At 70.9% G+C, this 24049-nt stretch carries 22 protein-coding genes; 16 read left to right on the top strand and 6 right to left on the bottom strand.

Annotated elements, in window-relative coordinates; genetic code table 11:
* Positions 1-8 precede the first annotated feature (8 nt).
* Entirely contained in the window at positions 9-560 is a 552-nt protein-coding gene (locus FED44_RS09735; RefSeq protein WP_111698394.1) for a DinB family protein, read from the bottom strand.
* A 95-nt stretch (positions 561-655) separates the two neighbouring features.
* On the opposite strand from FED44_RS09735, the gene FED44_RS09730 reads away from it, so the two are divergent.
* Complete coding sequence (locus FED44_RS09730) at positions 656-1630, top strand: helix-turn-helix transcriptional regulator (protein ID WP_138460449.1); 975 nt, start codon at positions 656-658, stop codon at positions 1628-1630.
* Between the two features lie 121 nt (positions 1631-1751).
* On the opposite strand, the gene FED44_RS09725 is transcribed toward FED44_RS09730, so the two are convergent.
* Positions 1752-2405, bottom strand: a complete 654-nt coding sequence (locus FED44_RS09725; RefSeq protein WP_111698390.1) for an FHA domain-containing protein — start codon at positions 2403-2405, stop codon at positions 1752-1754.
* A gap of 180 nt (positions 2406-2585) precedes the next feature.
* Here FED44_RS09725 and FED44_RS09720 point away from each other — a divergent pair, with 180 nt between their 5' ends.
* From FED44_RS09720 to FED44_RS09700, 5 genes are all read left to right on the top strand, one after another.
* Positions 2586-3761, top strand: coding sequence for a citrate/2-methylcitrate synthase (locus FED44_RS09720; RefSeq protein WP_138460448.1), 1176 nt, complete (start codon positions 2586-2588; stop codon positions 3759-3761).
* A gap of 34 nt (positions 3762-3795) precedes the next feature.
* Positions 3796-4080, top strand: coding sequence for a DUF3017 domain-containing protein (locus FED44_RS09715; protein ID WP_165900501.1), 285 nt, complete (start codon positions 3796-3798; stop codon positions 4078-4080).
* Between the two features lie 107 nt (positions 4081-4187).
* The gene (locus tag FED44_RS09710) at positions 4188-5405 is read left to right on the top strand and encodes an NADP-dependent isocitrate dehydrogenase (RefSeq protein WP_111698384.1); all 1218 of its coding nucleotides are present in this window, start codon (positions 4188-4190) and stop codon (positions 5403-5405) included.
* 258 nt (positions 5406-5663) lie between these two features.
* On the top strand, positions 5664-6410 hold the full coding sequence (locus FED44_RS09705; RefSeq protein ID WP_138460447.1) for a YwqJ-related putative deaminase: 747 nt from the start codon (positions 5664-5666) through the stop codon (positions 6408-6410).
* Positions 6411-6618: 208 nt separating this feature from the next.
* Positions 6619-9054, top strand: coding sequence for a serine/threonine-protein kinase (locus tag FED44_RS09700; protein ID WP_138460446.1), 2436 nt, complete (start codon positions 6619-6621; stop codon positions 9052-9054).
* A gap of 66 nt (positions 9055-9120) precedes the next feature.
* Here the strand turns inward: FED44_RS09700 and FED44_RS09695 are convergent, their stop codons facing one another.
* On the bottom strand, positions 9121-9657 hold the full coding sequence (locus FED44_RS09695) for a PadR family transcriptional regulator (protein ID WP_111698378.1): 537 nt from the start codon (positions 9655-9657) through the stop codon (positions 9121-9123).
* 56 nt (positions 9658-9713) lie between these two features.
* Here FED44_RS09695 and FED44_RS09690 point away from each other — a divergent pair, with 56 nt between their 5' ends.
* On the top strand, positions 9714-11144 hold the full coding sequence (locus tag FED44_RS09690) for an MDR family MFS transporter (protein WP_111698376.1): 1431 nt from the start codon (positions 9714-9716) through the stop codon (positions 11142-11144).
* 96 nt (positions 11145-11240) lie between these two features.
* On the top strand, positions 11241-12092 hold the full coding sequence (locus FED44_RS09685) for a CARDB domain-containing protein (protein WP_111698374.1): 852 nt from the start codon (positions 11241-11243) through the stop codon (positions 12090-12092).
* Positions 12093-12212: 120 nt separating this feature from the next.
* On the opposite strand, the gene galE is transcribed toward FED44_RS09685, so the two are convergent.
* Positions 12213-13166, bottom strand: a complete 954-nt coding sequence (gene galE, locus FED44_RS09680) for a UDP-glucose 4-epimerase GalE (RefSeq protein ID WP_138460445.1) — start codon at positions 13164-13166, stop codon at positions 12213-12215.
* A gap of 161 nt (positions 13167-13327) precedes the next feature.
* Here galE and FED44_RS09675 point away from each other — a divergent pair, with 161 nt between their 5' ends.
* The 3 genes from FED44_RS09675 (at position 13328) to FED44_RS09665 (ending at position 16747) form a co-directional block, all read left to right on the top strand.
* Positions 13328-14653 (top strand): hemolysin family protein, encoded by a 1326-nt coding sequence (locus FED44_RS09675; RefSeq protein ID WP_111698371.1) that lies wholly within the window; start codon positions 13328-13330, stop codon positions 14651-14653.
* A 62-nt stretch (positions 14654-14715) separates the two neighbouring features.
* Entirely contained in the window at positions 14716-15729 is a 1014-nt protein-coding gene (gene trpS, locus FED44_RS09670) for a tryptophan--tRNA ligase (protein WP_111698369.1), read from the top strand.
* Between the two features lie 55 nt (positions 15730-15784).
* Positions 15785-16747: a YihY/virulence factor BrkB family protein gene (locus tag FED44_RS09665; protein ID WP_111698367.1), complete on the top strand. Its 963-nt coding sequence runs from the start codon at positions 15785-15787 to the stop codon at positions 16745-16747.
* A gap of 10 nt (positions 16748-16757) precedes the next feature.
* Here the strand turns inward: FED44_RS09665 and FED44_RS09660 are convergent, their stop codons facing one another.
* Positions 16758-17363, bottom strand: a complete 606-nt coding sequence (locus FED44_RS09660; RefSeq protein ID WP_138460444.1) for a TetR/AcrR family transcriptional regulator — start codon at positions 17361-17363, stop codon at positions 16758-16760.
* 122 nt (positions 17364-17485) lie between these two features.
* On the opposite strand from FED44_RS09660, the gene FED44_RS09655 reads away from it, so the two are divergent.
* The gene (locus FED44_RS09655; protein WP_138460443.1) at positions 17486-18346 is read left to right on the top strand and encodes an SDR family NAD(P)-dependent oxidoreductase; all 861 of its coding nucleotides are present in this window, start codon (positions 17486-17488) and stop codon (positions 18344-18346) included.
* Positions 18347-18384: 38 nt separating this feature from the next.
* Here the strand turns inward: FED44_RS09655 and FED44_RS09650 are convergent, their stop codons facing one another.
* On the bottom strand, positions 18385-19674 hold the full coding sequence (locus FED44_RS09650) for a D-alanyl-D-alanine carboxypeptidase family protein (RefSeq protein ID WP_138460442.1): 1290 nt from the start codon (positions 19672-19674) through the stop codon (positions 18385-18387).
* A gap of 93 nt (positions 19675-19767) precedes the next feature.
* Between FED44_RS09650 and FED44_RS09645 the strand changes: the two genes are divergently transcribed.
* From FED44_RS09645 to FED44_RS09630, 4 genes are all read left to right on the top strand, one after another.
* A complete protein-coding gene (locus FED44_RS09645; protein ID WP_220498736.1) occupies positions 19768-19974 on the top strand; it encodes an SCO4848 family membrane protein in 207 nt (68 codons plus the stop codon).
* Positions 19975-20013: 39 nt separating this feature from the next.
* The gene (locus tag FED44_RS09640) at positions 20014-21186 is read left to right on the top strand and encodes a glutamate--cysteine ligase (protein WP_111698358.1); all 1173 of its coding nucleotides are present in this window, start codon (positions 20014-20016) and stop codon (positions 21184-21186) included.
* Positions 21187-21428: 242 nt separating this feature from the next.
* Complete coding sequence (locus FED44_RS09635) at positions 21429-22670, top strand: amidohydrolase (protein ID WP_396697598.1); 1242 nt, start codon at positions 21429-21431, stop codon at positions 22668-22670.
* 340 nt (positions 22671-23010) lie between these two features.
* Positions 23011-24036: a BMP family lipoprotein gene (locus tag FED44_RS09630; RefSeq protein WP_167521436.1), complete on the top strand. Its 1026-nt coding sequence runs from the start codon at positions 23011-23013 to the stop codon at positions 24034-24036.
* The last annotated feature ends 13 nt before the right edge of the window (positions 24037-24049 follow it).

The raw sequence follows: 24049 nt of genomic DNA, 5'->3' as shown, positions 1-24049 counted from the left end.
CCGGGGGGTCAGCCCATGCTCTTGGCGCCGTCGAGGGACTCACGGATGATGTCGGCGTGGCCCGCGTGCTGGGCGGTCTCGGCCATGACGTGCATCAGCACCCGGCGGGCCGACCACGACGCGCCGGGCTCGTGCCACGGGGCCTTCGGCAGCGGCTGGGCGGCGTCCAGGTCGGGCAGGGTGGCGACCAGCTCGTCGGTCCGGCGGGCGACCTCGGCGTAGTCGGCCAGCACACCGGCCAGCGTCTCGCCGGGCAGCAGCCGGAACTCGTCGGCCCTCCGGGCCCAGTCGGCCTCGGTCATGGCGGTGAAGTCACCCATGGCCGACGGACCCTCCAGGATGAAGCGCGCCCAGGTCCGTTCGACCGAGGTGACGTGCTTGATCAGCCCGCCCAGGCACAGTTCGCTGGCGGTGGTCCGCCGCCCGGCCTGCTCGTCGGTGAGGTCGCGGGTGGTGAAGCGCAGGAAGTGCCGCTGCTTGGCCAGCATCGCCAGCAGGTCCGCGCGCTCGCCGGTGAGGTCGCGGGTGGTCGGCTCGCCGACGGTCGTGGTCTCGCTCATGGTTCTCCGCCTTCGCTGTCCTGTATGGCCGGTCAGAACCCACGCTAGGCGGCACAACGGTCACTTTCTGACCTCAATTGCGGAAGAATCATGGCATGGCGAATACCAGCGAGCGGACGCTGCGGCTGCTGTCGCTGCTGCAGACCCATCGGTACTGGCCGGGCGCCGAACTGGCCGAACGGCTGGGGGTCTCGGTCCGCACGCTGCGCCGGGACGTCGACCGGCTGCGGGAACTGGGCTATCCGGTCGAGGCGCAGCGCGGCGTGGACGGCGGCTATCAGCTCGCCGCCGGCGCGGCACTGCCGCCTCTGGTGATCGACGACGACGAGGCGGTGGCCCTGGCCCTGGGACTGCAGGCCGCCGCGCAGGGCGCGGTGGAGGGCATCGCCGAGTCCTCGGTGCGGGCGCTGGCCAAGGTGGTGCAGGTGATGCCGGCCCGGCTGCGACGCCGGATCGACGCGCTGCGCGCGATGACCGTGCCCGCCGGCTGGGACGGCCCGGCCAGGGCGGGCGTCGACCCGGGCGTGCTCACCACGGTCGCGCTGGCGTGCCGGGACGACGAACAGCTCCGCTTCTCCTACACCGCCTCCGACGGCAGGCACACCGAGCGGCACGTCGAACCCCATCGGCTGGTCTGTCTCGGCCGCCGCTGGTACCTGGTCGCCTACGACCTCGTCCGGCATGACTGGCGCAGTTTCCGGCTCGACCGGCTCGCCGCGCCCCACCACACCGGTTCCCGGTTCCGGCCCCGGGAACTGCCCGCCGCCGACGCCGCCGAGTTCGTGCGGGCCGGCCGGGACAACCTGCCCCGGCCGTACCGGGTGGAGGTCCTGGTCGACGCCCCGGCCGTGACCGTGCGTGAACGGATCGGCAGGTGGAGCATGATCGAGGAGATCGACGACGAGCGCTGCCGGATGCGGATGACGGCGGACTCCCTGGACTGGCCGGCTCTGGCGCTGGGCGTGGTCGGCGCCGATTTCCGCGTCATCCATCCGCCCGAACTGATCGACCGAATCCATGAGTGGGGAGCCCGGTTCAACCGGTGCGAGAAAACTCTTCCCTTATCTTAGCCTATTCGCTCATAAATCACTTTTTGTCACCATCGGGTGCCGGCGCCGACCGGTTGGGAACGCTCCACCGGCCGCGAGGGATGGACGGCTTCCACTTCCACGCGGCCGGTGTGTCACCGGCTCAGGAGGCCCGGCGGCCTACGGGGGCGCGTTGCGGCTCCTGTTCGGCCGGGCCGCTCGCGCGCTGCGGCGGCACGACCGGCGTGGGCCGCACGAGGCCGAGGGCGACGACCTCGTTGGCCAGCCTGGTCCGCCGGTTGGTGCCCTCCGGGATGCGGAACTTCTGGTAGAGCCGCAGCAGGTGCTGCTTGACCGCCGCCTCGGTGACCACCAGGTCGTCGGCGATCTCCCGGGCCGTGGCCGGCGCCACGAACGCCTCGTCCGACAGGGCGGGGCGGCACAGCGAGGTGAGCACGTCGACCTCGCGGCGGGTCAGTTCCGGCGCGGCGGCGCGGCGCAGTTCGACCTCGGGCGCGAGGTCCTCACGCGGGATCCCGCCGACCCGGGCCCGGGCGGCGCCGAAGGAGACGACGTCGCCGTCGTCCAGCACCCTCCGGGCGATCGGCCTGCCGTTCACCCGTGTGCCGTTGCGGGACAGGCCCAGGTCCACGACGTACAGGTAGGGCCCGCGACGCACGAATTCGGCGTGCAGCCGTGACACGCTCGGATCCGCCAGCCGGATGTCCGCGCCCCGGCCGCGACCGATCGTGGTGACGTCGGGGCGCAGCGGTACCACCTCGCCGCTGTCCTCGATCCGTATGAACGGCCCCTCCACGGCAGTTCCTCCCCAGGTAGCCCGCCGTTACTTTCTCTATAGATGCGGCTTACCCACCCGTGGCGAGGGGGAATCGCCTTTGCCATAAGCAGAATCTCCCCTGAAATCGATCTGGGCCTTTGAGGGGCTTCTTCCCTGCTCACGGGTAGACTTCGGGCGGAGATAAGCGGAGGAAATACTATGAAGCAGACTTCCTCGGACGGGGGGGACTTGGGGGGTGGAACCCCCCGAGAGGTTGCAGACAAGCCCACCAAAGGACTCGCCGACGTCGTCGCCGCGTCCACGGCGCTGAGCGACATCGACGGCAAGGCGGGCCGGCTCTTCTACCGTGGATACGACATCCACGACCTGGCCGGCCGCACCACCTTCGAGGAGACCGCCCACCTGCTCCAGCGCGGGTCGCTGCCGTCCCGGGCGCGACTCGCCGACTACGGCGCGGAACTGGCGCGTGGCCGCACCCTGGGCACGCTCGTCGAGCGCGACATCCCCGAGATCGCCGAGAGGCAGGCGCCCATGGAGGCGCTGCGGACGCTGGTTTCCCTGGCCGGCGCGGACGATCCGGACAAGGATTCCAACGCCCCCGAGGCCAACCTGCGCAAGGCCGCGCGGCTGACGGCCCAGCAGCCGATCCTGGTCGCCCGCTACCACGCGGCGCGGACCGGGGCGACGCTGCCCGAGATCGATCCCGAGCTGAGCATCGCCGGGAACTTCCTGCTCCAGATCACCGGCCGGCGCCCCGAGCGGCGCGCCGCCGAGATCTTCGACACCTGTCTCGTGCTGCACGTCGACCACACCATGAACGCCTCGACGTTCGCCGCCCGGGTGTGCGCCGCAACGCTGTCCGACATGCACTCGGCCATCGTCGCCGCCATCGGCACGCTCAAGGGGCCCCTGCACGGAGGCGCGAACGAGCAGGTCATGCGTACGCTGGAAGGGCTGGACCCGCGCGGCGTCGCCCAGGCCGTACGGGACAGACTGGCGGCGGGCGAGAAGATCATGGGATTCGGGCACCGCGTCTACAAGACGGAGGACCCCCGGGCGACGCACCTGCGGCGGATGTCGGAGGAACTGGCCGAGGCCTCCGGCGACGACACCTACTACCGGATGTCCCGGGAGATGGAGGAGGTCGTCCTCGCGGAGAAACACCTGTACCCGAACGTGGACTTCTACGCGGCCACCGTCTACCACTACCTGGGCATACCGACGGATCTGTTCACTCCCGTGTTCTCGGTCAGCCGGATGTCGGGGTGGACCGCCCACGTGATCGAGCAGCACGCCGACAATCGGCTGATCCGGCCCGACAGCGAGTACATCGGTGAGCGCGACCAGAAATGGGCGCCCATCGGTGAGCGCTGACATGGAGGACCGCGGTGGCAGGCATGGGAGAGACGTGAGAACGGGCGAGAGCACGGCCTGGGGGTCGTACCTGGTGGTGGCGGCCGGTGTGGCCGCCGGTCTGGGCGCGATCGCGCTGGGGGCGCCGGTGTCGACCGGCGGAGTGGTGATGGGAGGCGCCTTCCTCGCCGGGTCCGTCACCCGGCTGGCGACGTCGGACCGGCGGGCGGGTGTGCTCGCGGTCCGCGGCAGGCGGACCGACGCGATCACGCTGGCGGCGTTCGGCGTGGCGCTCGTGGCCGGCTCGCTGCTCATGCTGCTGCGCCTGCACGACTCGTAGGAACGCGACCTCGTCGCGGGCTTACCACACCCGTCCGATAGCCTCAACGGCCAGTGAGCCTCAAAAAGGACGTGCTGGCCAGTCAGACCAGAAGGGGAACCCCACGCATGCCCAAGATCAAGGTAGCGGGCCCTGTCGTCGAGCTCGACGGCGACGAGATGACCCGGATCATCTGGCAGTTCATCAAGGACCAGCTGATCCTTCCCTACCTCGACGTCGACCTGAAGTACTACGACCTCGGCATTGAGCACCGCGACGCCACCGACGACCAGGTCACGATCGACGCCGCCAACGCCATCAAGCAGTACGGCGTGGGCGTCAAGTGCGCGACGATCACGCCGGACGAGGCGCGGGTCGAGGAGTTCGGCCTGAAGAAGATGTGGAGGTCCCCGAACGGGACGATCCGCAACATCCTCGGCGGTGTCATCTTCCGCGAGCCGATCATCATGTCGAACGTCCCCCGGCTGGTGCCCGGCTGGACCAAGCCGATCGTCGTCGGCCGTCACGCCTTCGGCGACCAGTACCGCGCCACCGACCTCAAGGTGCCGGGCGAGGGCACCTTGACGTTGACCTTCACCCCGAAGGACGGCGGCGAGCCGATCGAGCTCAACGTCTTCGACTTCCCCGGCCCCGGCGTCGCCCTGGCGATGTACAACCTGGACGAGTCGATCCGCGACTTCGCCCGCGCCTCGATGCGGTACGGCCTCAACCGCGGCTACCCGGTCTACCTGTCGACCAAGAACACGATCCTCAAGGCGTACGACGGCCGGTTCAAGGACATCTTCGCCGAGGTGTACGAGAGCGAGTTCAAGGCCGACTTCGAAGCCGCCGGGATCACCTACGAGCACCGGCTGATCGACGACATGGTGGCCGCCTCCCTCAAGTGGGAGGGCGGGTACGTCTGGGCCTGCAAGAACTACGACGGCGACGTCCAGTCGGACACCGTGGCCCAGGGCTTCGGCTCGCTCGGCCTGATGACCAGCGTGCTGATGACCCCCGACGGCCGCACCGTCGAGGCCGAGGCCGCGCACGGCACGGTGACCCGGCACTACCGCCAGCACCAGCAGGGCAAGCCGACGTCCACGAACCCGATCGCCTCGATCTTCGCCTGGACCCGCGGCCTGCAGCACCGCGGCAAGCTCGACAACCAGCCCGAGGTGATCGACTTCGCCGAGAAGCTGGAGCAGGTCTGCGTCGAGACCGTCGAGGGCGGCCAGATGACCAAGGACCTCGCGCTCCTGGTCGGCGGCGACGCCGAGTGGCTGACCACGCAGGACTTCCTCGCGGCTCTCGACGAGAACCTGAAGAAGAAGATGTCCGCCTAGCACGAGGACTCGGCCTGGTACGAAGAATCGGCCTCTGCCCGCGGTTACACCCGTCGGGGCGGAGGCCGATTCGCGTCCACGGGCCGTCCATGGGCCGTCACGCCCTTCTCCGGGAGACGTTCTCCCGCCGCGCCGGACAACCGCGGGTACGCCGGCAATCGGATCCGGATCGCCCGGCAATCCGACGCCGACGGCTTCCGGCGACCCTGGTCGAGGGCCGGGCCACCACAGGCGAAGACCCTCGACGAAGGAAGCGCGATGGCAGAGACGACGCATGCCTCACACAACCCCGCCGACGAAGCGGTGCCCACGACGAAGGTCAAGGAGTGGGCCAGCAAGGCCCGCATCGAGCTCGGCCAGTGGCTTAGGACGGCGACGATCGGCAGCGACGTCAAGGCGGCCGCCGAGGAGGTGTGGAAGAGGCTCGGCGCGCTGGAGAGCGCCCTCGTGAGCCAGACGAAATCCGAGGCGGAGGCGCGTGCGGCCTTCGTCACGTGGGTCTACGAGAACGACTGGAACGGCGGCTTCACGTGGTACCTGGAGGAGAAGGCCAAGGCGGTCGCCGAAGCGAACAGGCTCGAGGCCGAGCAGGCCATCCAGCGTTTCATCGCCAAAGCCCGTACGGAGGCCCAGAAGGCGACCAGGACGGTGGGCGGGCTGGGCACGGTGGTCGCCGGTCTGGCCGACCTCGGCACGCAGCAGACCTTCACCGGAACGAGCGGCGCGTACCCCTACCTCGCCCAGACGGAGAAGCATCCGATCATGGAAGAGATCCTCGCCAAGGTCGGCCAGGGCGAGGAGTGGACGGTGGACAACTGCGCCGAGGTCGACGCGATGAACAAGTACCTCTACAAGATCAAGGCGCGGGTCCTGAGCGATGTCCAGGGCAAGAACCTGTACTTCCACGCCGAGACGTGGAACTGGGACAAAAAGGTGTGGCAGCCCCGCAAGGCCTGCGGCAACTGCGACAAGTGGCTGAAGACCATCGGAGCGCGCCGCGTCTGACCCGGCCGCCGCTCGCCCGCCGCCCGGCAGGAGGGGGAGCCGCCCGGAGACATTCCGGGCGGCCCTTTTCCGTCACTTGGGGATGGGGACCGCTCGCCGCATTGTCACGACTTCCTGACGTCACGGCGTGGTATCGGGAACCGGAAGCGCCGCGCGGGGGCCGTAAAGTTCTGCTGGCCGGTACTTTGCCGAATCGTGGGGAACGGGGATGCCGCAGATCGCGCCGCTCCAACCGGGGGACCCGACCCGGCTCGGTCCCTTCGTGCTGTCCGGCCGTCTCGGCGAGGGCGGCCAGGGCGTGGTCTACCTCGGCGAGGACCAGGCGGGCGAGCAGGCCGCGGTGAAGCTGCTGCACGTGAAGTTCAGCGGCGACGCGGTCGCCAGGTCCCGCTTCGCCCGGGAGCTGCGGGCCGCCCAGCGGGTGGCGAGTTTCTGCACCGCGCGGGTCATGGCGGCCGACCTGGAGGGCGACACGCCGTACATCGCGAGCGAGTTCATCGACGGGCGGTCGCTGCGCGAGACGGTCGAGGAGCGGGGGACGGTGACGGGCTCGGCGCTGGAGCGCCTGGCCGTCGGCACGGCCACCGCGCTCACCGCCATCCACCAGGCGGGGATCGTCCACCGCGACTTCAAGCCCGACAACGTGCTGCTCGCCGTCGACGGGCCCCGGGTGGTCGACTTCGGCATCGCCCGCATCCTCGACTCGACCGCGACGATCACCAGCCGGGCGATCGGCACGCCCGCCTACATGGCTCCCGAGCAGATCTCCGGCGGCAAGGTCGGGCCCCCCGCCGACGTCTTCTCGTGGGCCTCGACGATCGCGTACGCCGCGACCGGCACGGTCGTCTTCGGCGGTGACTCGATCGCGGCCGTGCTCAACCGCATCCTGAACCACGACATCGACACCTCGGCGCTGCCCGAGCCGCTCGCCGGGGTGGTGCGGGCGTGCCTGCGCAAGTCGCCGGACGAGCGCCCGACCGCCGACCAGATCCTGCTGCGCCTGCTCGGCCGTACGGCGTCGGGCGACGCGTCCACGACGGTGCTCTCCGAGGGCGCCGCGCACGCGGCCGATCCCGCGGCCAGGCCCTTCGCCGGACGCGCGGCCCCTCAGCACGGCGGCCAGCACGGCGGCTCGTACGGCGGGCAACACGGCGGCTCGTACGGCAGTCAGCACGGCGGGTCCGGCGGCGACGCCCGAAGCGGCCCGCACCGGTTCACGGGAGCGACCGGCAGCGGCCCGCGCGACTCCGCCGGCGGAGCCCGGTACGGCCCTCCCAGCGGTGCCCACAACGCGGCCCAGAACGCGGCCCACAACCCGGCCCGCAACATGGCTCACGATCCGGCCCACAACCCGGTCCGCAACACGGCTCACGATCCGGCTCACAATCCGGTCCGCGATGCGGCCTGGAGCGACCGCTACGAGGACGCCACGGGCCCCGTGGTGAGCGTGGGAACCTGGGACACCGAGGCGGCCCGTGCGTTCCTGTCGCCCGCGGTCAGCACCGACGTGCGTGCGGGCGGGGACGCGGGTGCCGCCGCCCCCGCGCCCAGGCCCGCGAAGACCGGACCGCACGGATCAGGGCCGTACGGATCAGAGCCGCACGGATCAGGGCCCCAGGGTTCGGGGCCGCACGGGGTGGGTCCGCACGGATCAGAGCCGCACGGATCAGGGCGGCACGGCGGGGGGCGGGTGGAGCCGCACGATCCCGGGCCGGCCCCGTCCCGGCGGTCCCGGCGCAGGAACCTCCTGATCGCCGCGTGCGCGGCCGTGCTCGCCGTCCTGGCCGGTGGGGGCGTGCTCGTCGCGAACGGGATGGGCCTCCTCCCGGGCGCCGGCGGCGAGACCGGCGAGGCGGGAACCTCGTCGTCGAGCGGCCCCCGGCCCGGCCACACGTTCACGTCCGTGCTCGACAAGGTGGCGCGCACCGGGCGGCTCACCATCGGCGTACGCGGAGACCTGCCGGGCGTCGCCCTGCAGCAGGGGACGGGACCCAGCGGGTTCGAGGTCGACCTCGCCACGTACATCGCCAGGCGTCTCAAGGTCCCCGCGAGCGGGATCACCTTCCACCGGATCGGCGTCGGCGAACGGGTGCGGGCCCTGGCCGAAGGCGTGGTGGACATGGTCGTCGCGACGTACTCCTACGACGACAACCGCGACGACGCCGTCACCTTCGCGGGCCCGTACTACACGGCCCACGCCGACCTGCTGGTGCTCGCCGGCTCGCGGGTCAGGAGGCTCGACGACCTCGCCGGCCGCCGGATGTGCGCGCCCGCCGGGAGCGCGACGGCCCGCCTCGTCGCGGGCAGGGTGGACGTCGAGCAGGTCCCGGCCGGCAACTACGCGGAGTGCATGAACCTGCTGACCAGCGGAAAGGTCGACGCCGTCCCCGGAGACGACCTGATCATCGCTGGCTTCGCGAACAGGGAGACGGGCCTGAAGCTGTCGGTGCTCGGCGTACGGCTGAGGGACCAGCGGTACGCCGTCGGCCTGCCCAGGAACGACCTGCGCACCTGCGCGGCCGTCGAGGGCGCGATCCAGGACCTGTACGACGACGGCACGATGCGGAGCCTGCTGCGCAAGCACTTCGGCAACGTCGACTTCGACTCAGAACGGAAGGCCCCGGCCCCGCTCTCCTGCCGCTGAGTCCGGCCCGCGCGTCTGCCGTCAGGACTGCGCGCTTCAGGACTGCGCGCTTCAGGACTGCGCGCTTCAGGACCGGGCCTGGACCTCGGCGATGGCGTCGTCCGCCCACTGGAGCACCATGCGGGTCTGCCGGATCCCGAGGTCCAGGGCGAGATTGCCGAACTTGACCCGCGCCGTCCCCTCCGGGATGGGCGCCGAGTGCTTGGCCGTCCAGAGGGCTTCCAGCTGCGCCAGCTTCCGTTCCGAGTGGGCCCGCAACCGCTCCAGCACGGCCACCGCCTCGGGAGTTTCGAGCAGCGGGACGAGGAACGCCTGCAGCGCGACCTCGCTGCGCGCCGGGCCCGTGGGATCGTGGCCGAGCAGCCATTCGCGCAGCTCGGCGCGGCCCTCCGCGGTGATCGTGTAGATCTTGCGGCCCCGGGCGCCCTCCGCCTCGACCGTCACCAGCCCGTCCGACGCCATCTTGGCGAGCTCCGGATAGATCTGGCTGTGGCCGGCCTGCCAGACGTGGGCCACGGACTTCTCGAACGATTTGGCCAGGTCGTAGCCGCTCGCCGAGCCGTACGCGGTCAGCAGGCCGAGGAGAGCGATGCGCAGGGACATGCCCCCCACTATACCTCCGTATTGACATGTAAGCACTGACATGTCACCTTCGACACATGCGATCCAAGAACGGACTCCTCCTCTTCGCCGTGCTGGGCGGCATGTTCCTCGCGATGCTCGACCAGACGATCGTCGGCACCGCGCTGCCCAGGATCGTCGGCGAGCTCGGCGGCACCGGCCTCTACACCTGGGTGGTCACCGCCTATCTGCTGACCTCGACCATCACGGTCCCGCTGTACGGCCGGCTGTCCGACGCGTACGGCCGCAAGCCGCTCCTGCTGGTGGGGGTGGCGCTGTTCCTGCTCGGCTCGATCCTGTCGGGCGCCGCGCAGAGCATGGCGCAGCTCATCGCCTTCCGCGGCCTGCAGGGCCTGGGCGCGGGCGCGCTGCTGCCGCTGTCGCTCGCGCTGGTGGTCGACCTGTTCCCGCCGGAGCGCGGCGGGCGCGTGCAGGGCGCCCTCGGCGGGGTCATGGCGCTGAGCTACCTCGCCGGGCCGTTCCTCGGCGGCCTGTTCACCGACCACGCGAGCTGGCGCTGGGCCTTCTACGTGAACGTGCCGATCGGCGCCGTCCTGGTGGCGATCATCGTGTGGCGGCTGCCGCACCGGCCGGGGCACGGCGGGGCGCGGCCCGACTACCTCGGCATCGCCGTCTTCAGCGCCGCGATCAGCGCGCTGCTCGTCGGGCTGACCGAGAAGGGCGTCGACGGCCACACCTGGACGAGCGGGCCGGTGATCGGGCCGATCGCCGCGTCGCTCGCGCTGCTCGTGGTCTTCGTCGCGGTCGAGCGCCGGGCGGAGCAGCCCATCGTGCCGCTCCATCTCTTCGCGAACCGCACCTACTCGCTGGTCAACGTCGCCTCGTTCTTCACCGCGTTCTGCATGTACGCGGGAGTGGTCTTCCTGCCGCGCTACTTCCAGGAGTCACGCGGCCTCAGCGCCACCTCCTCCGGGCTGCACATCTACCCGCTGATGCTGGCGATGGTGGCCGGCAGCGCGGTGACCGGCGCGCTCATCTCCCGCACCGGCCGCTACAAGCCCTGGCTCGTCGCCGCGACGGTTCTCCTGGTGGCGGGCACCACGTTGTGCGCGAACCTCGCCGTCGGCACCTCGGAACCGCTGCTCGTCGTCTGGATGGCCTTGATCGGTCTCGGGATGGGGCCCATGCTCTCGGGCCTGACGGTGGCGATCCAGAGGTCCGTGCCGTCCCGGTATGTCGGCACGGCCAGCGCGAACCTGACGTTCTTCCGGCAGATCGGCGGCTCGGTCGCACTGGCCGTCGCGGGCACGGCGTACGCGTCGGTGGTGACCCGGGAGGCGCCGGCGCACGGACTGCCCGCCGCGCACGCCGCCGCGACCGCGACGGTGATCCCCTGGCTCGGGGTCGCGGGCGCGGTGGTGGCCCTCCTCGCGCTCGCGCTGCTGCCCAACCGCGACCTGCGGCTCGACCGGTCCGCGGCACCGCGGGAGGACCTGGTCACGGCGTGAGATCACCCCGCCCCGGCGGGGCCGCGCGCGGCGTGTCGGGCGGTCGCGGGGACCGCCCGGACGATTGAATTGATCTCACGCTTTCGGGGGAGCAGCATGGGTCGCAGGGTCGTCACGGGTTTGGTCTGTGTCTTCGTCGCCGGAACGCCGCACCCGGCGCTCGCCGCGCCGGGGGCGGCGCCGGCGCAGGGCCGGTGGGGGACCGCCGATCTCATGGTCGGGATCACCGCGTCGCCGAAGGTGGCGCAACCCGGGCAGCCGCTGACCTACCACGTCAGCGTGCACAACCAGGGCCCGGGAGACGCGGTGCTGCCGACGCTGCGGGTCCGGCTGCCCCGCGACTTCCAGATCCTGAACGTCGGCGTGGCCGAGTGCGGGCCCGGCTCCGTCCGCAACGAGGTGGTCTGCCGGTCCTCCGACGACGTCCTGCCCGGCGGCTCGGGGGACATGACGATCACGGGCATGATCCGGCCGGGCGCGCACGGACCCCTCCGCGCGCGCGCCGACCTGACCTCCGAGGTGCTGGACGACGACGAGACCGACAACACGGCCGAGACGGTGACCAGGGTCGACGAGGGCGCCGACCTGGCCATGCGGTTCAGCTCCTCCACCCGGTACACCCGTCCCGGGCACTGGTTCGCCGTACGGGCGGAGGTGCGCAACCGGGGGCCCCGGGTTGTCCGGGACGCCTACGTGTTCTTCCAGCCGCAGGAGGCCCGGCTCCTGTCGGCGACCGGGGCGCGCTGCCACCGGAACCGCCAGTTCGTCGGCTGCTCGCTGCCGCCGATCAGGTCGGGGTCGCGGGGGCTGCTCAAGCTGGTCTTCCGGGTGCCGTCCCGGGCCTCGCGCGCCGTGGCGACGATGGCCACCGTCTACTCGCGCCGGTTCGGCGACCGCCGCCCGGCCAACAACCAGGCCAGCATGCGCGTGGCCCTGCGCCGCGCCTGACCGGCCGTCCGAGCCGTCACCGCCCGCCGATCACACCGCCCGCCGATCACACCGCCCGCCGATAACGCCGCCCGCCGATAACGCCGCCCGCCGACCACGCGGGCCGCCGGCCCGGGCGGCTCAGGCGGGCTTGGCGGAGGAGGCCCAGGCGTCGGCGACCATGTCGCGCAGGGAGCCGTGCGCCTGCTTCCAGCCGAGCTCGCGCTGGATCTTCTCCGGCGACGCGACCAGGACGGCCGGGTCGCCGGGGCGGCGCGGGGCGGTGGTCACCGGGATGGGGTGCCCGGTCACCTCCCGGCACACCTCGACGACCTCCTTCACGGAGAAGCCGCTGCCGCTGCCCAGGTTGTAGATCCGGTGCTCCCCGGGCGCGCAGGCGTCCAGGGCGAGCAGGTGGGCCACCGCGAGATCCGTGACGTGGACGTAGTCGCGGACGCAGGTGCCGTCCGGGGTGGGGTAGTCGGTGCCGAACACGCTCACCGACTCCCGCTCGCCGAGCGCCACCTTCAGGATGTTGGGGATCAGATGGGTCTCGACCGCGTGCCGCTCGCGATACTCGCCGTACGCTCCGGCCACGTTGAAGTAACGCAGGCTGACCGCGCCCAGGCCGTACAGGCCGGCGAAGGCGGTCAGCGCGGTGTCCACGGCGAGCTTGGACGCGCCGTAGGGGTTGCCGGGCCGGGTCGGGTCGGTCTCCACGATGGGCGTGCGCTCCGGCTCGCCGTACGTCGCGGCGGTGGAGGAGAAGACGATCCGGTCCACCCCCGTGCGCCGCATGGCGTCGAGCAGCGCCAGCGTGCCGCCGAGGTTGTTCGACCAGTACAGGCCGGGCCGCTCCACCGACTCGCCCACCAGCGACTTGGCGGCGAAGTGGAGCACGGCGTCGAACCCCTCGGAGAGCACCCCCGCGGCCTCGGTGATCGACGCCTGCACGAACGAGGCGCCGGGCGGCACCGCGTCGGCGTGCCCGGTCGACAGGTCGTCGAGCACCGTGACCTCGTGCCCGCGCTCCAGGAGTTGCGCCGCCACGACGCTGCCGATGTACCCGGCTCCACCAGTAACCAGCAGCTTCACTGTGTACTCCTGTTCAAAAGTGTTTGATTATGTAGGCCCGGGACCTAGCTTACGCGCTTCCCCTGAGGAGCGGGTTAAATGCCACCAGTACCGCAATCTCTGCGAGCCGCGGAGATCGCGGCGACCGGCCGGCATGCCTGACACCCGAACGGACAACTGACGTGAGCAACGTCGCGGTGACCATCGCCCTGGTCCTCATATTCATCCTGATCGGCGGGTTCTTCGCGGCGGCCGAGATGGCGATGGTCTCCCTGCGGGAGAGCCAGATCCGCCGTCTGAGCCGCGAGGGACGCCGCGGCGCGCGGGTGCAGAAGCTCGCCCGCGACCCCAACCGCTTCCTGTCCGCGATCCAGGTCGGCGTGACGGTGGCGACCGTGCTGTCGGCCGCCCTCGGCGCCGACGCGCTGGGCCCGGAGTTCGCCCCGGTCCTGGAGGGGTGGGGCCTGCGGCCGGACGTGGCCGCGCCCGCCGCCTTCGTGACGGTCACGCTCGCCATCTCGTACGTCACGCTCGTGCTCGGCGAGCTCGCGCCCAAGCGGCTCGGCCGTCAGCGGGCGGAGAGCCTGTCGCTCATGACCGCCCCGCTGCTCGACCGGATCGCCACGCTGTCGCGGCCGGTGATCTGGGCGCTGTCGAAGTCGACCAACGGCATCGTACGGCTGGTGGGCGGCAACCCGTCCGCCGACAGGGCGGCCATGACGACCGAGGAACTGCGCGACATGGTCGTGGGGCACAAGGAACTCACGCAGGACGAGCGCGACGTGATCGCCGAGGTGTTCGCGGCGGGCAAGCGCCAGCTCAGGGAGGTCATGCTGCCCCGCACCGAGGTCGAGTTCATGGCCGCGGACACGCCGCTCGCCGAGGCCGCGGTGCTCGCCGCCGCCATGCCGCACTCCCGTTTCCCGGTCTACCGCGACACCTACGACGACGTCATCGGGTTCGTCCACGTACGGGACCTGCTCGACCCGGTCAGGACCGGGCGGCTGGAGCCGATCAGCGAGGTCGTGCCGATCCGGCCGGTCAAGCTCGTGCCGGCCAGCAAGCGGGTGCTCGCCACGCTCGCCGAGATGCGCGACGAGGGCCACCACCTCGCCATCGTGGTGGACGAGTACGGCGGCACCGACGGCATCGTGACGCTGGAGGACCTGGTCGAGGAGCTCGTCGGCGACATCCGCGACGAGTACGACGAGAGTGGCGACGCCGTACGGGTGATCGCCGGTGACGTGGAGGTCGACGGGCTGGTCAACCTGGACGAGTTCCACGCGCAGACGGCGGTGCGGCTGCCCGGCGGGCCGTACGAGACGCTGGGCGGCTACGTCATGGCCTTCCTCGGTCACCTGCCGCAGCGCGGCGAGGTCGCGGAGGCGCCGGGCGTCACGCTGACCGTGACCGAGATGGACGGCCGCCGGGTCTCCCGCGTCCGCGTCACCCGCAATCCCCCCGCGGAGGAGGGCTCCGCCGAAGAGCCCCCGGCCGCGACCGTCTGACGGCCGTCCGGGGCCCGGCGCGCGTGTCGCGGGCAGCCCGGGAGTCCTGACAGAATTGCCCCATGGCTCTCGCTCGCGTCCTGTCCGGCATCCAGCCCACCGCCGACTCGTTCCACCTGGGGAACTACCTCGGTGCCGTCCGGCAGTACGTCGCGTTGCAGGACACCCACGAGGCCTTCTTCTTCATCGCCGACCTGCACGCGCTGACGGTCTCCCCGAAGCCGGAGGAGCTGCGCCGCCGCACCAGGGTCGCCGCCGCCCAGCTCTTCGGGGCGGGCCTCGACCCGGAGCGCGCCTCGGTGTTCGCGCAGAGCCACGTACGGGAGCACAGCGAGCTCGCCTGGTATCTCATCTGCCAGACCGGCATGGGCGAGGCCGGGCGGATGACCCAGTTCAAGGACAAGTCCGCCAGGTACGGCGAGAGCTCGGCCGGAGTCGGCCTGTTCACCTACCCGATCCTCCAAGCGGCCGACATCCTGATCTACCAGGCCGACCAGGTGCCGGTGGGCGTGGACCAGAAGCAGCACCTGGAGCTCAGCCGCGACCTCGCGCAGCGCTTCAACAGCCGCTACGGCCCGACCTTCAAGGTGCCGAACCCCTACATCCTCAAGGAGGTCGAGAAGATCACCGACCTCCAGGACCCGACCGCGAAGATGTCCAAGTCGTCGTCGAGCCCGCAGGGCATCATCGACGTCCTGGAGGAGCCGAACGCGCTGCGCAAGAAGATCATGCGCGCGGTGACCGACACCGGCAGCGAGGTCGTCGCCGACGAGGAGAACAAGCCGGGCGTCACCAACCTGCTGCGGATCCACTCCGCGCTGACCGGCACGCCGATCCCCGAGCTGGAGGCCCGGTTCGCCGGGCAGGGCTACGGCACCTTCAAGAAGGAGGTCGCCGAGGCGGTCATCGAGACGTTCGCCCCGATCCGCGAGCGTACGGAGAAGCTGCTGGCCGACGAGGCCGAGCTCGACCGGCTGCTGGTCGCGGGCGCGGCCCGGGCCCGGGCGGTGGCCCGCGAGACGATGGCCCAGGTGCGCGAGCGCCTCGGCCTGCTGCCGTCCCCGCCCCTCGACTGACCGGCACGCCCGCGCGAGCAGGCATCGAGCCCGCTCCGCGGGGTAGACAACCGCGATGAGGTTGGGGATCGTCGAGCAGGTCACCCGGCGGGTGGACGCGGTCAAGGCGACGGGCCGAGTGTGGATCGAGCGCAACCGGATCCGCTTCCGCGCGCTCGACCACCTCATCCGGACCGTGCAGCGCTACCAGGTGCAGACGGGCGACCGGCTGGCCGGCGCCATCACCTACTTCGCGTTCCTGTCGTTCTTCCCGCTGATCGCACTGGCCTTCGCGCTGTTCGGGTACGTCGTGACGATCCGCCCGGACGCGCTCGCCACGCTCACGGAGGCGATCAACAGCCAGCTTCCCGGGCTCGCCGGGCAGTTGCACATCGACCAGCTCGCCGGGGCGCGGGCGCGGGCCGGGCTCATCGGCCTGCTCGGCCTGGTCTACGCCGGCCTGGGCGCGATGGACGCGCTGCGCGGGGCCCTGCGCACCGTCTGGATGACCTGCGAGCCGCCGCTCAACTACTTCGTCGGCAAGCTGCGCGACCTCGTCGCGCTCGTGCTCATGGGTGTCGTCCTGCTCGCCTCGGTGATCGCGAGCGGCTTCGCCACCGGGGCCACGAGCACGGTCGCCGGCTGGCTCGGCCTCGGCTCCTCACCACTCGCCGGTCTCGGCGTCTGGCTCGCCGGGGTGGCCGCGAGCCTCGTCGCCGACCTGCTGCTCTTCCTGGTCATCCTCGGCTGGCTGGCCAAACCGGGGCAGCCGTTCCTCGTCGTGCTCAAGGGCGCGTTGCTGGGCGCGGTCGGATTCGGGGTGCTGAAGCAGCTCGCCGCGCTGATCCTCTCCAGCACCCTGCACAACCCCGTGTACGGCACGTTCGCGGTGGTCGTGGGGCTGCTGCTGTGGATCAACCTGTCGGCCCGGGTGATCCTCTACGCGGCCGCGTGGACGGCGACGGCCACCCTCGGCCCGCCTCCCGAGCCCACTCCGCTTCCCTCGCCCGCGACCACCCCCACCACCGGTCCCGCGTGACCGCGCGCCTCTAACGCGGGCGCAACCCCTTGAGCGCGGTCTCCACGACCGTGTCGGCGTACTCGGGAGTGAGCGGGCCGCTGCGCTGGAGCCACCGGTTGAGCAGCGGTCCCCACAGCATCTCGATCGCGACGTCCAGGTCCAGATCGCCGGACAGCTGCCCGGCCCGCTGCGCGCTGCGCAGCCGCCGCTTCTTCAGCTCCTTCATCGGCCGGTCGAGCCGTTCGGCGTAGGCCGCGGCGAGCGCGGGGTCGTGCGGGATCTCCGTGTTGAGCGCGCGCATGGGCTCGTCGTACCGCGGGTCGTTCAGCTCGGCGACCGTGGCGCGCAGGACCGACTTCAGGTCGGCCTCCAGGTCGCCGGTGTCGGGCAGCGCCGGCGAATCGCCCTCGCCCTCGCTGAGCATCAGGAACGCGTCGAAGAGGACCGCTCCCTTGGAGGGCCACCAGCGGTAGATGGTCTGCTTGCCGACCCCGGCCCGGGCGGCGATCCCCTCGATGCTCAGCTTCGCGTAGCCGACCTCGCCGACGAGTTCGAACGCCGCGGTGAGGATGGCCCGCCGCGAGGCCTCGCTGCGGCGTCTCGTGCCGGGAGTCGTGCCGTGCTGTGCCGTCATGCCGCCGAACCTACCAAAAATGAGACGAGACGGTCCGTCTTGACATGCTTCAAATGCGACGTCACTATGGCTTGAACGAGACGAGACGTCTCGTCCAGTATCGACAATCCGATTGGAGCCGCATGCGTACGACGACCGCCGATTCGGGCCGGGTCTGGTTCATCACCGGTGCGGGACGGGGCCTCGGCCGGGCGTTCACCCGGGCCGCGCTCGACAACGGAGACCGCGTGGTGGCCGCGACCCGGACCGTGGCGCCGCTGGAGGACCTGGCCGCCGGGCATGAGGACAGGCTGCTCGTGCACCCCCTGGACGTCACCGACCGCGCGGCGGTCTTCGCCGCAGTCGCCCGGGCGGCCGAACGCTTCGGCCGGCTCGACGTCGTGGTGAACAACGCCGGGATCATGTCCATGGGGATGATCGAGGAGTTCACCGAGGCCGAGGCCCGGGCCCAGATGGAGACCAACTTCTTCGGCGCGTTGTGGGTCGGTCAGGCCGTAATGCCCCGCCTGCGGGCCCAGGGGTCCGGGCACATCGTGCAGATCTCCAGCATCGGAGCGCTCGGCGGCTTCCCCACCACGGGGCTGTACAGCGCGAGCAAGTTCGCTCTGGAGGGGATGAGCGAGGCTCTGGCGATGGAGGCCGCGCGGTTCGGGGTCAGGGTCACCATCGTCGAGCCCGGCGGCTACTGGACCAACCTCTACAGCGGCATGACCGCGACCACGCCGATCCCTGACTACGCACCCTTGCGGGCGGAGCTGGAGAAGCAGTGGGCCGAGGGATCGGTGGACAGCGATCCCCGGCTGGCCGCCGAGGCCGTGCTGAAGCTCGTCGGCAGCGACGAGCCGCCGCTGCGGCTGCTGCTGGGCGGCACGGCCTACGACCTGGCCTTCGACGTCTCACGCCGGCGGATGGAGACCTGGGCCCAGTGGGAGGAGGTCAGCCGCGCCGCCGAGCACGCCATCCCCGCCCCTCCCGCTGTCTGACGGGCGCTGTTCGACGGGCGCCGTCCGGCAGGGGGCGTCTAGCCGGCGGTGTCGCCGGGGGTCCTCCGGCGGCGGCGCAGGGCGTAAGCGCCGCCGAGGGCGAGCGCCGCCAGCGCCCCGCCACCGGCGAGCAGGGGGACGGCCATCCCCGAGCCGCCCGCGGCGGGCTCCTTGCCCGCCACCCGGCGCGCGTCACCGCCCGAGCCGTCCGCCGCGCCGGGCGTCCGCCCTGGCCGTACGGCCAGGGCGGACGACGAGGGCGCGGGGTCGGGCACCGGTCTCACCAGCTCGCCGATGGGGGAGACCCGGCTCCGCGCGGCGAAGCCCCAGTCGAGCAGCTTGGAGACCTCCTCCCAGAAGCCGCCGGGATGATGCATGATCACGACGATGATCGTGTGGCCGTCGCGGCGGGCCGCGCCCACGAAGCTGCCGAGCGCCTTCGACGTCCAGCCGTTCTTGACGCCGAGCATGCCCTTGTAACGCCCGAGCAGCCGGTTGTGGTTGGCCATCTCGTAGTAGGCGGGCGCCGGAGACTCACTGGGGTCGGAGTCGTCGTGGTGCTTCTTCTTCTTTTTCTTGCCGTAGTCCTTCGGCGCCGGGAACTTGGCGACCTTCGTGCTGATGTACTCGCGGAAGGCCGGCATCGCCAGCCCGGCCCTGGCGATGAGGGCGAGGTCGTACGCCGAGCTGCGCTGGCCGGGGGCGTCCAGGCCGTTCGGCGTCTTGGCCACCGTGTCGTACGCCTGGAGTTTGCGCGCCTGTCTGTTCATGTCGGCGAGCGTCCTGGGCAGGCCGCCGTTGGCCTCGGCGAGCGCGACCGCGGCGTCGTTGGCGGAGACCATGAGGAGGGCCCGCATGAGGTCGTCGATCTTGTAGATCGGTTCGGGGACGATCCCGACGGCGCTGCCCTCGACGTTGCAGGCCTTCTCGCTCGGCTTGATCTTGCGATTCTTGTCCAGCCTGGGGATCAGTGTCACGGCCGTGAGCGTCTTCAGGGTGCTCGCCGGCAGATAGCGCCCGTGCGGGTCCTTCGCCGCGAGCACCGCGCCGGTGTCCGCGTCGGCGACGAGGTAGGCGGAGGACTCGGTCTTGGGCGGCGCCTTGAAACCGTCCGGCGCGATGACGCCGTGACCGGCCAGCCGTTCCCCGCCGACGGTGGCGGCCCCCGCCGTTCCGGTCGTCCCGGCGGCCGCGGTCCCGCTCGCCCGCGGGGCCGGCGGACTCGGCACGGCACGCGCTCCGGCGGCGGGAGAGGCGCCGAGCAGCGCCGTCGTCAGCAGCCCCGCCGTCGCCCCGGCCGCGGTGAGGGCCCGTAGGTTCGTCCCCATAGGTGGCTCAGCCTAGCCTCGACTGTTTTCGCATGAAGCGACATATGCCCCATAGACCTCGGGGCCACGCGGAGAGCCGTCGATACTGTGAGCATGACGAGACGTGTCTCCGCCTTTCTCGTGGCGCTCGCCGCGTTCATGATCTTCGAGTGGATCAACCTGGGCTTCAACCTCGCGGACGGGCACAAGACGTCCTTCTACGTCGTCCACGGGGTGCTGATCGCGGTGAACATCCTCCTGGCGCTGACGCTCGCGGCCGTGGGCGTGCGGGGATGGATGAGGGGTAGGGCTGACCTCTGACGACGTTGTCCAGGCACGACCAAGTGATGGAGGCAAGCGGTGACGATCGAGTTCAATCCCTCGCGGGGTGCGACGCTCGGGGTGGAGTGGGAGCTTCAGCTCGTCGACACGCACACGCGGCATCTGCGCCAGGACGCGAGGGACGTGCTCGCCGCGGTCCCCGACCTCAGTGAGGGCCAGCGGCCCAAGGCGATGCACGAGCTGATGCAGTCGCAGGTCGAGATCATCACCGACGTCTGCCACACGGTCGCGGAGGCCGTACAGGATCTGCGCAAGAGCATCGGCCGGCTGGCCGAGGCGGTCGAGCCGCGCGGCATCGCGCTCGCCTGCACCGGGACCCACGCGATCAGCGACTGGCGGGACGCCGTCTACGCCCCCAACCAGCGGTACGTCGAGCTGGTCGAGGAGATGCAGTGGCTCGCCTGGCGCATCCAGACGTTCGGCGTGCACGTCCACGTGGGCGTCCGGGACCGGGACAAGGTCATCCCGATCGTCAACGCCCTCGCGGCGTACCTCCCGCACTTCCTCGCGCTCACCTCCTCCAGTCCCTACTGGGGCGGGCAGGACACCGGGCTGGCGTCGAGCCGGGCCATCGTCTTCGGCTCGCTGCCCACCGCCGGGCCGCCGCACCTGCTGGCCGACTGGGCCGAGTTCGAGGAGTACATGGACACGCTGATCAAGGCGGGCACGATCCGCAGCATCAAGGAGGTGTGGTGGGACATCCGGCCGCACCCCGACTTCGGCACGATCGAGATCCGGATGTTCGACGGCATCCCCACGCCGCGCGAGGTCGGCATGGTCGCCGCGCTGTCCCAGTGCCTCGTGCAGCAGTTCGACCAGCAGATCGACCGGGGCTACACGCTGCCGCATCCGGCGGCGTGGGTGGTGCGTGACAACAAGTGGCGCGCGACGCGGTATGGTCTCGACGCGGACGTGATCACCGACGACCATGGCTCCACGGCGCCGATGCGCGACGTATTGTATGAACTTCAGCGCGAACTCGAACCGGTCGCCGAGCGGCTCGGCTGTGCCGAGGAACTGGCGGTCGTGACCGACGTGCTGGAGCAGGGAAGCTCCTCCGAGCGCCAGCGGGCGATCCTCGCCGACGGAGGGAGCCTCCAGGACGTGGTCGATGCCACGATCATCGAGCTCGCCGAGGACAGGTTCGTGACGTCGAACCCCAACCGCGACGCCGGACATTCGGGCTCCTGAAGGGGTACGCCTGACATGTACCGGGAAACTTCGCCGCAGTTCTGACAACAGGCGGTGACCGGTGTAAATACTGGGCAATCCGCCGTATCAAGGGGTCGCGGCATGGAAGGATTGTGAATGAAGGGTCGGTGGAGGCGAGTCACGCCCGCTCGACCCTTCTGGGCTTTTTCATGACTTTTAGTGATCATATGGACGATCCGATGACCCGTGGCCGGGACGGCTCACCGGAGAAGGGAAGACCCGTGGCCACCTCATCGAAGCTCGCTACGCCGGACGCGGCCGTGCCGGGAAGTGCCGACCTGGCCGGGCAACTGGCGGACTTCCTTCGCGAGCACAACGATGAGCTGATCGAGTTCCGGCGCGATCTGCACGCGCATCCGGAGATCGCCTTCAGCGAGCATCGCACGACGGAGAAGATCGCCGAGCGCATGACCGACGCCGGTCTCACGCCGCACCCGCTGTCCCGCGGGACCGGCCTGTGGGTGGACCTCGGCCGGGGCGAAGGGCCGACGATCGCCCTGCGCGCCGACATCGACGCGCTGCCGATGGAGGACGAGAAGGACGTCCCCTATCGCTCCACGAACCCGAACGCCTGCCACGCCTGCGGCCACGACGTGCACACGACCATGGTCCTCGGCGCGGGGCTGTTCCTGGCGTCGCAGGCCGACGCCGGCGCGCTTCCCGGCCGGGTACGGCTGATCTTCCAGCCCGCCGAGGAGGTGGCGAGCGGCGCCCTGGAGGTCATGCGCGACGGCGGCCTGAACGACGTCGACCGCATCTTCGCGCTGCACTGCGACCCGCGCCTCGACGCCGGCCACGTCGGCCTGCGTACCGGCCCGATCACCGGGTCGTGCGACAGCCTGCGCATCCGGGTGGCCGGCCCCGGCGGGCACACCGCCCGGCCCCACCTGACCGTGGACCTCGTCTACGCGCTCAGCAAGATCGTCACCGAGCTGCCGGCCGCGCTGTCGCGGCGCGTGGACCCCCGGTCCAGCCTCAGCCTCGTGTGGGGCCAGATCTCGGCCGGGTCCGTGGCCAACGCGATACCGGACGTCGGGATGGCCCAGGGCACGGTCAGGTCGCTGGACGAGGAGGCCTGGCACCAGGCCCCCGACCTCGTCAAGGCGCTGCTCGACTCGGTCGCCTGCGCGTACGGCGTGGACGCCGAGATCGACTACCGGCGCGGCACGCCGCCCACGGTGAACGAGGCCACCAGCATCCAGATGCTGCACGACGCGGTCATCCAGGTCATCGGCGAGGGCAGGGCCGTGCCCACCCCGCAGAGCCTCGGCGGCGAGGACTTCTCCTGGTACCTCGAATCGGTGCCCGGCGCGCTCGCCCGGCTCGGCACCCGGCCGCCGGGTGTCGTGGACGAGGTCGACCTCCACCGGCCGCAGTTCGACGTGGACGAGCGCGCCATCGGCGTCGGCGTCAAGGTGCTCGCCGCCACCGCGCTCACCGCCCTGTGGGGCGGCAACCGCTGACACGTCGGGGCGGTGCGTGCCGGGTCCCGACCTGCCGCACCGCCCGGGTTCTCGCTTGACGCCTCCGCGCCGCCCTCGCCGCGCAGACCGCCCACCCACGTGATCGTCCGGTCCGTATGACCGAGTTTTCCCAGGCTGTCCCCGGGTCACAGCCCGGACTGGGCTCAATAACGGACATGTTGCGGAGTGGTATGCGGGTTTGGTCTATGCAGGTCAAACAACTATCTTCCGTGCAGGGTTGCCGTGCGTTCCTGCGTGCGTGCGACGAGGGACGGCGGGGAACGGAAGGGGAGTCAACACCTTGCTCCGCAATCGAGTTAGCAGACTGGCCGCCGCCACCATGGGTGGCGCCTTGCTCATGGCCGCCGCCGCGTGTGGGGGCGGCGACGACACCACCACCGGAGCCACGGCCGGCGCGTCCTCCGCGCCCGCCGCCGCCGGCGCGAAGGTGGGCATGGCGTACGACATCGGCGGCCGCGGCGACGGTTCGTTCAACGACGCCGCCGCCAGGGGCCTCGACCAGGCCGAGTCGGAGCTGAAGATCGAGAAGAAGGAACTGGAGGCGACGGCGGGGGAGACCGACGCCCAGAAGGAGGAGCGGCTGCGCCTGCTCGCCAACGGCGGGTACAACCCGGTCATCGCGGTGGGCTTCGTCTACTCGGGCCCCTTGGTGAAGGTCGCCAAGGAGTTCCCCGACGTCAAGTTCGCCATCGTCGACGACGACGCCGCCAAGGCCGACAACATCACCAACCTGATGTTCGCCGAGGAGCAGGGGTCCTTCCTCGTCGGCGCCGCGGCGGCGCTGAAGTCCGAGAAGGGCAACATCGGCTTCGTGGGCGGCGTCGACGTGCCGCTGATCCACAAGTTCGAGGCGGGCTTCGAGGCCGGTGCGAAGGCCGTCAAGCCGGACATCAAGATTCAGACCAAGTACCTCACCCAGCCCCCGGACTTCGGCGGCTTCGGCGACCCGGCCAAGGGCAAGACCGCCGCGACGGGCATGTACGACGCCGGCGCGGACGTGGTCTACCAGGCGGCCGGCGGCTCCGGCGGGGGCGTGTTCGAGGCGGCCAAGGCCGCCAAGGCGATGGCGATCGGGGTCGACTCCGACCAGGCGGCCCTCCCGGCGTACGCCGACTTCAAGGACGTGATCATGACGTCAATGATCAAGAAGGTCGACGTGGCCGTCTTCGACTTCCTGAAGAACTTCACCTCCGGCACGGTCAAGCCCGGTCCGGCCATCTACGACCTCAAGGCCGGCGGCGTCGACTACTCCACAACCGGCGGCAAGATCGACGACATCAAGCCGAAGATCGACGAGTACAAGCAGAAGATCATCAGCGGCGAGATCTCGGTCCCGAGCTCCTGACCTGCGCAATCAA

The sequence above is a fragment of the Microbispora triticiradicis genome, from assembly GCF_005864065.1.
GTDB classification, from domain to species: Bacteria; Actinomycetota; Actinomycetes; order Streptosporangiales; family Streptosporangiaceae; genus Microbispora; species Microbispora triticiradicis.
Note: the sequence above shows the minus strand (reverse complement) of the source record. Positions and strands in the feature narration are given on the sequence as shown.